Source organism: Streptomyces sp. HNM0575, assembly GCF_012726265.1.
In the GTDB taxonomy this organism is placed as follows: Bacteria; Actinomycetota; Actinomycetes; order Streptomycetales; family Streptomycetaceae; genus Streptomyces.
In genome coordinates, this window is sequence record NZ_JAASAG010000002.1 from 923814 (window position 1) to 934398 (window position 10585).

General features: G+C 70.5%; 10 protein-coding genes and 1 rRNA gene. 3 read left to right on the plus strand and 8 right to left on the minus strand.

Annotated elements, in window-relative coordinates; all coding sequences use genetic code 11:
* Nucleotides 1–212 precede the first annotated feature (212 nt).
* Entirely contained in the window at nucleotides 213–449 is a 237-nt protein-coding gene (locus HCC61_RS07960; RefSeq protein ID WP_169134478.1) for a glutaredoxin family protein, read from the minus strand.
* A 193-nt stretch (nucleotides 450–642) separates the two neighbouring features.
* Here HCC61_RS07960 and HCC61_RS07965 point away from each other — a divergent pair, with 193 nt between their 5' ends.
* From HCC61_RS07965 to HCC61_RS07975, 3 genes are all read left to right on the plus strand, one after another.
* Complete coding sequence (locus HCC61_RS07965; protein WP_169134479.1) at nucleotides 643–1647, plus strand: HAD-IB family hydrolase; 1005 nt, start codon at nucleotides 643–645, stop codon at nucleotides 1645–1647.
* Nucleotides 1648–2022: 375 nt separating this feature from the next.
* Complete coding sequence (locus tag HCC61_RS07970; RefSeq protein WP_169134480.1) at nucleotides 2023–2946, plus strand: ECF subfamily RNA polymerase sigma factor, BldN family; 924 nt, start codon at nucleotides 2023–2025, stop codon at nucleotides 2944–2946.
* A 292-nt stretch (nucleotides 2947–3238) separates the two neighbouring features.
* Nucleotides 3239–4612, plus strand: a complete 1374-nt coding sequence (locus HCC61_RS07975) for a DUF5667 domain-containing protein (RefSeq protein ID WP_169134481.1) — start codon at nucleotides 3239–3241, stop codon at nucleotides 4610–4612.
* Between the two features lie 147 nt (nucleotides 4613–4759).
* On the opposite strand, the gene HCC61_RS07980 is transcribed toward HCC61_RS07975, so the two are convergent.
* The 7 genes from HCC61_RS07980 to rrf all read right to left on the minus strand — a co-directional run bounded on the left by HCC61_RS07980 (nucleotide 4760) and on the right by rrf (nucleotide 10583).
* Nucleotides 4760–5968 (minus strand): lysophospholipid acyltransferase family protein, encoded by a 1209-nt coding sequence (locus HCC61_RS07980; protein ID WP_169134482.1) that lies wholly within the window; start codon nucleotides 5966–5968, stop codon nucleotides 4760–4762.
* Nucleotides 5961–7046, minus strand: a complete 1086-nt coding sequence (locus HCC61_RS07985) for an NAD-dependent epimerase/dehydratase family protein (RefSeq protein ID WP_169134608.1) — start codon at nucleotides 7044–7046, stop codon at nucleotides 5961–5963. The genes HCC61_RS07980 and HCC61_RS07985 overlap by 8 nt, the downstream gene beginning before the upstream one ends.
* Before the next feature lie 213 nt (nucleotides 7047–7259).
* Nucleotides 7260–7358, minus strand: a complete 99-nt coding sequence (locus tag HCC61_RS07990; protein WP_003948845.1) for an AURKAIP1/COX24 domain-containing protein — start codon at nucleotides 7356–7358, stop codon at nucleotides 7260–7262.
* A 149-nt stretch (nucleotides 7359–7507) separates the two neighbouring features.
* The gene (locus HCC61_RS07995) at nucleotides 7508–7717 is read right to left on the minus strand and encodes a helix-turn-helix domain-containing protein (protein ID WP_158677109.1); all 210 of its coding nucleotides are present in this window, start codon (nucleotides 7715–7717) and stop codon (nucleotides 7508–7510) included.
* Nucleotides 7718–8498: 781 nt separating this feature from the next.
* The gene (locus HCC61_RS08000; RefSeq protein WP_169134483.1) at nucleotides 8499–9677 is read right to left on the minus strand and encodes an acetoin utilization protein AcuC; all 1179 of its coding nucleotides are present in this window, start codon (nucleotides 9675–9677) and stop codon (nucleotides 8499–8501) included.
* Between the two features lie 58 nt (nucleotides 9678–9735).
* Entirely contained in the window at nucleotides 9736–10389 is a 654-nt protein-coding gene (locus HCC61_RS08005; protein ID WP_169134484.1) for an HAD family hydrolase, read from the minus strand.
* A gap of 77 nt (nucleotides 10390–10466) precedes the next feature.
* Nucleotides 10467–10583 (minus strand): 5S ribosomal RNA (rrf, locus tag HCC61_RS08010).
* Nucleotides 10584–10585: the final 2 nt, after the last annotated feature.

The window sequence follows — 10585 nt, forward strand, 5'->3', positions numbered from 1 at the left end:
CAACTGCCGTGCGGGGCACGGCGACCGGCCCTTTCGCACGACGACCGGTACGCGTCGCGTATACGACCCGTACACGTCCGGTACGCGCTCCGTACGCATCCGGTGCGCGGCCCGCACACGGCTCGTATACAGCTCGTACGCGACCCGTACGCCGCTCATGCGCGGCCCGTACGCGACGGGCACACACCTGAACCCGGCGGCCACGGGCCGGTCTAGCTCTCCAGTGCCTTGCGCAGCCGCTGCGGGTCCACCCGCCAGAAGTCGTGCTGCGCACCGTCCACCAGCACGACCGGGATCTGCTCCCAGTACTTCCGGTACAGCTCCTGGTCGTTCTCGATGCTCTTCTCCTCCCAGGACGCTCCGGTCTCGGCGCACACCCGCACGATCACATCGCGCGCGATGTCGCAGAGATGGCATCCGGGCTTGCCGATCAGGGTGACAGTCCTCATGCCCGCCATTGTCACGCTTCTCCGGCACCACACGTCACCTCCGCGACGTTTCACAACCGGCACGGGGGACGCCGCCCACCCGGCGCCATACCAGCGGTATGCAACCGCCGTGTCCCGAATATGTCCTGCACGGCCCACAGTTGGACATCCATGCGTAACAGGCATGCCGTGCGAAGTGGCTATCCTCGATGCCATGTCCTCCCGGCGTTCCCGCCCCTCTCCCCGGCACGCTCCCCGGCACGCGTGGTCCTGGATCGCCCGCCGCGGCCGCGCCGTGAGCGCACGCAGCGTGCTCGCGGGCGAGGCGTCCGCCGACGCGGCCCGCAAGCAGGAACTGGAGCTGCGGCAGGCCGAAGAGCTCCAGCAGGGCGTGTTCGCGGCCGTGCAGGCAGAAGAGGAAGAGGAGTTCGAGTTCCCCGTCGCGGGCGATACCCGCGCGGCCGCCTTCTTCGACCTCGACAACACGGTCATGCAGGGCGCCGCGCTCTTCCACTTCGGCCGCGGCCTGTACAAGCGCGACTTCTTCGAGAAGCGCGAACTGGCCCGGTTCGCCTGGCAGCAGGCGTGGTTCAGGATGGCCGGCAATGAGAACGCCGGACACATGGCGGACGTGCGCTCCAGCGCCCTGTCCATCGTCGAGGGGCACAGCGTCGCCGAACTGACCACGATCGGCGAGGAGATCTACGACGAGTACATGGCCGGCCGCATCTGGCCCGGCACCCGCGCCCTCGCACAGGCCCATCTCGACGCGGGCCAGAAGGTCTGGCTCGTGACCGCCGCGCCGGTCGAGACGGCGACGATCATCGCCCGCCGCCTCGGACTGACCGGTGCGCTCGGCACGGTCGCCGAATCCGTCGACGGCGTCTACACGGGCCGGCTGGTGGGCGAGCCGCTGCACGGTCCGGCCAAGGCCGAGGCCGTACGGGCGCTCGCCGCGGCCGAGGAACTGGAGCTGGAGCGCTGCGCCGCGTACAGCGACTCGGCGAACGACATTCCGATGCTCTCGCTCGTCGGATATCCGTATGCGATCAATCCTGACAGCCGCCTTCGCGACCACGCGCGCGAAATGGGCTGGCGGCTGCGGGACTACCGGACCGGCAGGAAGGCGGCGAAGGTCGGCATTCCGGCAGCCGCCGGCGTCGGTGCCGTGGCGGGCGGAGCCGCGGCCGCGGTCGCCCTTCAGCGCCGCCGGCGATGAGGGGGGACGGACCGCAAACCGCCGGACGGAGGCGGCGACACGCCGTGACGGCGTACCTCCCGGGCGGTCGGACGCCGCGATTTCCCCGCCGTGCGGCGATCGTGCTCCCGCCTGTGACGCTTCGGACCTCTGGGCACAAGTCGTAACTCGAACGACAAGTTACGACCGGAAAGCGATCGTTGGACCGATCACACTCGGTGCAATACCAGGCACCAAGGCGTAACAGATCAGACCGAACCGGCGATTTCAGCAACTACGCGTAGCACTCTCTATACGAAGCGTTATTCTCCTCAGACGCAATCGGTACCCACACGTCCCTTCCGGGTCGAACGGTCCCGTACTGCACGTGATGGAAGCTCTGCCTCTGGGAGTCCCGTGTACCCACACGTCGGGGTTGACGCCTCGGGCCTGGCTACGCTGCGCAGCACGGTCGTTGCGGCACTCGGCCGGCTACGCGCTCTTGTCCCCCATGCGTACGCCCCCGCCCTCGCATCAGCCGTGCCCGTCCCCGCCGGCCCCCGCTACGCACTCGCCCACCGCGCCGCCACGAGCGCCGTGGGCGCCGCGGCCGCCCCCGCCGCACCTGTCCCCTCATCCGCCCCCGTCCCCGCTCCGTCCGCTTCACCGTCCTCGTCGGCCGGCGGCGGCGCCACGGCCTCCGGCGGTGTCGGACGGCGCACCCGCAGCTCTGCGTCCGGCAGTTCGGGCGCCTCCACCGCCCGGCGCGCACGGCCCGCCGCGACGGACACCGACAGCCGCCGCATGATGGACCTCGTCGAGCGCGCGCAGGCCGGCGAGGCCGAGGCCTTCGGGCGTCTCTACGACCAGTACAGCGACACGGTCTACCGGTACATCTACTACCGCGTGGGCGGCCGGGCGACGGCCGAGGACCTCACGAGCGAGACGTTCCTGCGGGCGCTCCGGCGCATCGGCACCTTCACCTGGCAGGGCCGCGACTTCGGCGCGTGGCTGGTCACGATCGCGCGCAACCTGGTCGCCGACCACTTCAAGTCGAGCCGCTTCCGGCTGGAAGTGACCACGGGCGAGATGCTCGACGCCAACGAAGTCGAGCGCAGCCCCGAGGAGTCGGTGCTGGAGTCCCTCTCCAACGCCGCACTGCTCGACGCCGTACGCAGGCTCAACCCGCAGCAGATGGAGTGCGTCACCCTGCGCTTCCTCCAGGGCCTCTCCGTGGCCGAGACGGCACGCGCCATGGGCAAGAACGAGGGCGCGATCAAGACTCTTCAGTACCGCGCGGTGCGCACCCTGGCACGGCTGCTGCCTCAGGACGCGCGCTGAGCGTCCGACCCCACCGCAGCCCAACTCGCCTGTCCCGGCGCCCGGTTGGACCGTTTTCACCGCTTTTTCCACGGCCGTGACTTCAGCACAGAGTGACGCCGCGCACGCATGCGGTCACATCATCGTGAGTCCGTAACCCGAGTGGCTTGCCGCTCGTTGTGGGGGTGTTGTCTCCCCGCACCCGTGACGCGCAAGGTTTCGCTCCCACTTACGAGTGAACATCGGCGTAATGCCGGACAGCCGTCCGTTCGTGGCAGGGAGTGGACCGTGCTGACGAGAGGAGGTGCCGCCCGTGATCGGGTCCGTAGCCGCGAGCAAGCGGGCTGCCGCCTTCGCCCGAGCCCTGGACGAGCACGAGCGCGAGCACGAGCTCGACGAGGCCGCGGCGGCCGACCGTACGACGGAAGACCAGCGCGCAGGCGTCTCGTTGCCCGCCGCCCTGCGGCTGCCCGCGCCGAGCGCCCCGGCCGGCGACGATCCGGTGGCGGCCGGGGCCGGGCCCGTAGCAGCCCCGGTGGAGTGCTCGTCCGACGAGGACGGTGAGGCCGAGCCGTCGCTGCTGCTCGGCCTGGCCGAGAGACTCCGCGCCGTGCCCAGACCCGCGATGGCGCCCGACGTCAAGATCGTCCAGCGGGCACGGCTGATCGCCGCCATGGAGGCGGAGTTCGCCTCGCCGGAGGCCCGCGCCCGCCAGATCCCCGCACAGCGCGATGTGCGCAGTGGCGGCGCACGGAAAGGAGCCCATCGGGCCCCCGCCCTCGGCCCGTTGAGCAGGCTCCGCCCCAACTCCCGTCTCGGCAAGGGGATCGCGGCAGGAGGGCTGGGCGTCGGCGTCGCCGCCTCGGCCCTCGGAGGAGTCGCCGCGGCCAGCAGCGAGGCGCTTCCCGGCGACTCGCTGTACGGCGTCAAGCGGGGCATGGAAGACCTCCGCCTTGACTACGCGGACGACGAGGCCGACCGCGGCCAGGTCCATCTCGACCACGCGGCGACGCGGCTGCGGGAGGCCCGCCGGCTGATGGAACGCACCCGTGGCGGCGCCGAGTTGGACGAGGAGTCGGCGGCCGGGGTCCACAGGGCCCTCGCCGGGATGAGCTACGACGCCGCGGAGGGCCGGCGGCTGCTCAACGCCGCGTACGAGAGGGACGGCAGCATCGCGCCGATGCGCTCGCTGTCCTCGTTCAGCTCAGGGCAGCGCGAGAGCTGGACGAAGCTGCGGGAGCACCTTCCCCCGGAGTTCGCCGACGTGGGCGACGAAGTGAGTTCCGTGTTCGACTCGATGGACAGCGACGTCGCACCGATCGCGAGCCTCATCTCCGCCGACGACGAGGCCACTTCGGGCTCCGGCGGACGCGGCGGTCCGGGCGCCCGCAAGCGTGCGGACGAGGCCCGCCGGTCCGCCTCGCCGTCCGGCTCCGCCGACACCGGCGACCGGGCGGCGGGCGAGAGCGGCACACCGTCGCCCTCCGGCACGGACCCGCGCACCGGCGAACTCATCGGCGGCAGCGGCCTCTTGGACCCGTCCCGGGATCCGCACGGGCACGGCGGCCAGTCGCGGCCGGGCTCCGGCGGGAGCGGCGACTCGGGGCGCGGGTCGGACGTCACGCTGCCGCCCATCGTTCCGGACGTACTTCCCGGGCTGAAGAAGCTCTCGGAGCACGACGAGTAGCGGGCGCCCGGCGCCAGCGCAGCACGCGGCGCCCCTTCCCGTAGCCGTACGGGGAAGGGGCGCCGCGCCGCGTTCCGGCTGCCACTGCGACCGCGACCGCGACAGGGTCCGTTTCCACAACGGGCTCTGGAGGCCCAGGACCAGGCCCTAGAAGAACACCGAACGCCGCCGCACCAGCAGCTTGTAGAGCGTGTGCTGGATGGTCTCCCGTATCTGGTCGGTGAGGTTGAACATCAGCATCGGGTCGTCGGCCGATCCGGGCGGATAGCCGTCCGTCGGTATCGGCTCGCCGAACTGGATGGTCCACTTCGTCGGCAGCGGTACGGCACCGAGCGGCCCCAGCAGGGGGAACGTCGGCGTCACCGGGAGGTACGGGAAGCCCAGCAGTCTGGCGAGCGTCTTCGCGTTGCCCACCATCGGATAGATCTCCTCGGCGCCGACTACCGAGCACGGCACGATCGGCGCCCCCGCGCGCAGCGCCGTCGACACGAAGCCGCCGCGTCCGAAGCGCTGGAGCTTGTAGCGCTCCGAGAACGGCTTGCCCAGCCCCTTGAACCCCTCGGGCATCACGCCGACGACCTCGCCCCTGCTCAGCAGCGCCGCCGCATCCTCCGAACAGGCAAGCGTGTGCCCGGCCTTGCGCGCCAGCGCGTTGACGACCGGGAGTGTGAAGACGAGATCGGCCGCGAGCAGCCGGAGGTGGCGGCCCGCCGGATGGTTGTCGTGCACGGCGACCTGCATCATCAGACCGTCGAGCGGCAGGGTGCCGGAGTGGTTGGAGACGACGAGTGCGGAGCCGTCGGCGGGTATGTTCTCGACGCCGCGCGCCTCGACGCGGAAGTACTTCTCGTACAGGGGGCGCAGCATCGACATCAGCACCTGGTCGGTCAGTTCGGCGTCGTAGCCGAAGTCGTCGACCTCGTACTCGCCGGTGACCCTCCTGCGGAGGAATGCCAGCGCCTTGGCGGCCCTGTCCTCCCAGACGCTGCCGTCCCAGGCGGCGCCGGGACCGTCGCCGGCGTCGTGCCGGCCGCCATCCGTCTGCCCTGCCTGCGCCCGCCCGGCGTCCGTGGGTCCGGTGCCCGTGGGTCCGGTGCCCGTGGGTCCGGTGCCCGTGGGTCCGGTGCCCGTACGGTCTCCCTTCGTACGGTCACCCTCTGCCCGGCCGCCCTCCGCCCGGTATCCGTCCGCCCGTCCGGCACGCAGCCGCCGCTGCTCCCCTCCTCCGGGGCGCCCCTGCTGCCGCTGCTGTCCGCCGCGTCGCTCGTTGCCCTGCTGCCCGCTCCGCTCGTACGCACCGCCCCGCTCGTGCCCGTCGTCGGGAGACCCGAACGGTATGACCTTCGCATCAGCCACGCCGGCCGACCTCCTCGTCCTGCGGTCCTTCCTCATCCGGCGACCCCACCATCGCGGCCAGCTTGTCCACCGTACGAGCGAGAGTCTCCGGCGGCAGCAGCCCCGGCCCGCGACCGCGCGCGAAGGCCGCGAGCGTCCCGGCCGTCGTGAACCGCGGCTCGAAACCGAGGACTTCACGCATCTGAGCCGTGCGCACCACGCGTCCGTGCGTCAGCAGCCGCACCTGCTCCGGTGAGAAGTCCGCGAGCCCGGTCGACTGGAGCAGCGACCTGCCCCAGCGGACCGCGGGCAGCAGCATCGGCACCGTCGGCCGCCCGAGCCGCCTCGCGCACTGCGAGAGCAACAGGGTGCCGTCTCCCGCGATGTTGAACGTGCCCGCGCTCAGCGTCCCCGGCCGCGGCTCTCGCGCCGCCAGCCGCAGCACCTCCACCGCGTCGTCCTCGTGCACGAACTGCAACCGCGGGTCGTAGCCGAGCACCGTCGGCAGCACGGGCAGCGCGAAGTACGACGCGAGAGGCGAGTCCATGGACGGCCCGAGCACATGGGCGAACCTGAGCACGGTGACGGAGACTTCGGGACGGCGCCGCGCGAAGCCCCGTACATACCCCTCGACCTCCACCGCGTCCTTCGCGAAGCCGCCCCCGGGCAGCGACTTGGCGGGCGTGGACTCGTCGAAGACGGCCGGGTCGCGGGGCGTACCGCCGTAGACGCCCGTCGTCGACTTCACCACCAGCCGCCGCACGGCCGGGGCCTTCTGGCAGGCGCCGAGCAGCTGCATCGTGCCTATGACGTTGACTTCCTTGACGGAGCCGCGGCCGCCGCTCCCGGGCACCGCCGGCGGCGTCCCGTTCACATCCATGTGGACGACGGTGTCCACGCCGTACCGGGCGAGCACGCCGGTGATGTCCGGCTGCCGGATGTCGGCGAGCACGAACTCGGCGCCGGTGCCCAGGTGATGCACGGGTTCGACGACGTCGACGCCGATCACCCGGTCCACGTCCGGCTCACGCTGGACACGCCGCACGAAGCGGCCGGCGAGCGGCCGGGCCACTCCGGTGACGAGCACGACCCTGCCCAAATTCCCTCCCCAGGCGCCCATTTGCGGCTTGTGTCCCGCAAAGCGGGATTCGGATCCGGCGGGCAGCACGGCTCCGCTTCTGCGGATTCCGGTTCACGCCTGTCCGTACACGCGGCCCCGAAACGCAGCCTACGTAACGAAACCGCCGCCCCGCCGCGCCGCACACCTGGTGCGGGCAGCAGAACGGCGGTCAACGACGAACGCGGCGCTCGCTCACTTCTTGTTGCGACGCTGAACACGCGTCCGCTTCAGGAGCTTGCGGTGCTTCTTCTTGGCCATCCGCTTACGCCGCTTCTTGATTACTGAGCCCACGACAACCCTCGCTCACAAATCATCTCCGCCGATGCGGAGAGAACTGTCTTCACTCGGCGCGGGGCGTCCGAGCCCACACGACCTACATGAGGTTCAGCCTACCCGTCGCCGGGCGCGGCTCGTAATCCGAGGGTCGTCGCGCAGCGCCGTCAGGCCGTTTCCACCCCCACATAGGATTCCTGGAGGTATTCATGGACGGCCTGCTCTGGGACCCGGAAGGACCTGCCCACCCGGATCGCCGGCAGATGACCGCTGTGCACCAGCCGGTACACGGTCATCTTGGACACTCGCATCACCGAGGCGACTTCGGCCACGGTCAGAAAGTTGACCTCGTTCAGAGGTCCCTTGCCAGCTGCCATGTCACACCTGAACCTTCCGCACATGTCGGTCACCGGCTTCCCCTTCCGGCGACTCCCGCTCGCATGCGCGCTCCTCCCCAGATTAGGGGCGGGTGATGCAAGTGGGGAAGAGGAGTAGCGATCGGTCTCCTACTGTGACAGACACGCTCGATTGAGTACATAGCGCGCCCAGCGGACCGTAGCCACGGAACCGCGCAGCGTCACCGGCCGCCACGGCGCGGCACTGCCCCCGGCACGGCCCGCGTACGCCACCGGATCGTCCGCCCCCTCGTGCCCGATGGCCTCAATCGTTATCGATACCCAACTGACCTGCTGCGCAGACCCGTTGGCGATGTCCGATGAGACCCGCGGACCGGGCCGCGCCGATACGTGCGTCCCGTCATCGCCGTGACGGACACGGTCCGGAGCGGCAGGGGCGAATACGTGTGCACCACAGGCGCACGGGGTGCGGGATGTACGCCGGGGCCGTGTTCCCGTGCAACTCCCCGTGCCCGAACGGGACTTGGCGTGCGTACACCGAACCGGGTCGTTATGTCGACAGGTCTCCCCACCGCTGGTGTGAGACGAGTGCGTCCAGGCGACGATAGATCTGAGGCCCATGTGACGTAGAAGCCTCTGAGCCACGCCGGGGCTCTGCCGACGGCATCCGGGGAACGTGCCGCTCAGCGGCACCGGCGAGGGTCCGGAACGGTCCGCGCCGTCTCCCGGGGACAGTAGCCGGACCGCCGGCCGCCCCGCAGGTTTCAGCCAGAATCGCGCACGACTCCCGGTGCCCCGAGGGCTACGGCAGCAATCCGTGCGCGGGGAAGACCGCCTTCCTGGTGTTGTGCACCGCCCGGTCGAGCGCGTCAGCCGGGTCGTAGCCCTCGGACCACATGCGGCACACCGGCTCACGTCCGTCCGTCATCCGCTGCGGCGCCACCGGGCTGCCCGTACGCGCGTACACCAACTCCCGCCACGAGTCCGGGACTTCGGACTCGGGCTTCACTGGCGCCCCCGCCGCGATCCCCACCAGATGCGTCCACGTCCGCGGAACGACGTCGAACACCGCGTAGCCGCCGCCTCCGAGCGCCACCCAGCGCCCGTCCGCGTACTCGTGCGCCCAGCCGTGCAGCGCCTCCGCCGCCGCGCGCTGCGCGTCCACGCTCACGGCCAGATGCGCCAGCGGATCCTCGAAGTGGGTGTCGGCACCGTGCTGCGTGACGAGCGCCTGCGGCTGGAACTCCGCGAGGAGCTCGGGCACGACCGCGTGCAGCGCCCGCAACCATCCCTCGTCGCCGGTGCCGGCGGGCAGCGCCACGTTCACGGCGCCCCCCTCCGCATCGGGGCCGCCGCTGTCCTCGGGCCAGCCGGTGCCGGGGAACAGCATGCGCGGATGCTCGTGCAGCGAAATCGTCAGCACACGCGGGTCGTTCCAGAACGCGTCCTGCACTCCGTCGCCGTGATGTACGTCCACATCCACATACGCCACGCGCTCCGCCCCCTGCTCCAGGAGCCGGGCGACGGCCAGGGCGGCGTCGTTGTAGATACAGAAACCGGACGCGGACGCGTGCATCGCGTGGTGCAGGCCCCCGGCGAAGTTGACACCGTGCTTGACCTCGCCGCGCCACACGGCGTCCGCCGCGGCCACCGACTGGCCGGCGATCAGCGCGGACGCCTCGTGCATGCCGGCGAACGCCGGATCGTCCGGCGTACCCAGCCCGTACTCCCCCGTCGCCGATCCCGGGTCACCCGAGATCCGCCGTACCGCCTCGATGTAGTCCTGTCTGTGTACGAGCCGCAGCGTCGAGTCCCCCGCGGGCTTCGCGGCGGCCACCTTCAGACCGTCCTGCTTGTCCAGACCCAGCGCTTCGACCAGCCGCATCGTCAGCGCCAGCCGGACCGGATCCATCGGGTGCCCGGGGCCGAAGTCATAGCCGGTGACTGCCTCGTCCCACATCAACCGTGCGCCGCCACTCATCCCGCCACCGTACCGGCACCCCCCGATGAGCGAACGAAGCGGCCGCCTCTACGGCCCTCTACGCCCGGCAGAGCAGTGCGGGCAGCTCTTCGAAGCGTGAGAAGCAGGCCGTGGCCCCGGCGAGGCTCTCCCTCGGCGTCATCGCAGCGAACGCGTAGACGTCCATACCGGCAGCAACGGCCGCCCGCACCCCGAGCGGACTGTCCTCGACGACGGCGCATCTCTCGGGCCGCACGCCCATCTTCTCCGCCGCCAGCAGAAAGAGGTCCGGGGCGGGCTTGCCGCGGCCGACGTCCTGCGCGCTGAAGATCCGTCCCTCTCCGAAATGCTCGTACAGTCCGGTCTTCCGCAGCGCGACCCTGATCCGCTCATGGCTTCCGGACGATGCGACGCAGTACGGCACACCATCCGCATCCAGCTTCGCCAGCACCTCCCGCACACCCTCCACCGCCGCCAACTCCCGCTGAAAAGCGGCGAACACGCGCTCATGGAACGTCTCGTCGAAATCGTCCGGCAGCCGCCGCCCCGACCGCTCCAGCACGAGGTCGTGAACCCGGTGCAACGCAGCACCCATGTAGTCCCGGATCGAGTCCTCATACGTGGTCGGATGCCCCAACTCGCTCAGATAGCCGGCCAGAACCCGATTCGAGATCGGCTCACTGTCCACCAGCACACCGTCGTTGTCGAACACGACCACGTCATAACTGCCCATGCCGTTACTGTACGGGGGTGTGAAAAAGCCCCGTTGGGGTGGCCGTGGCCGTTCCAACGGGGCTTGTTTCACTGATAGTTCGGCGGTGTCCTACTCTCCCACACGCTCCCGCATGCAGTACCATCGGCGCAGTAAGGCTTAGCTTCCGGGTTCGGAAAGTAACCGGGCGTTTCCCTCACGCTATGACCACCGAAAC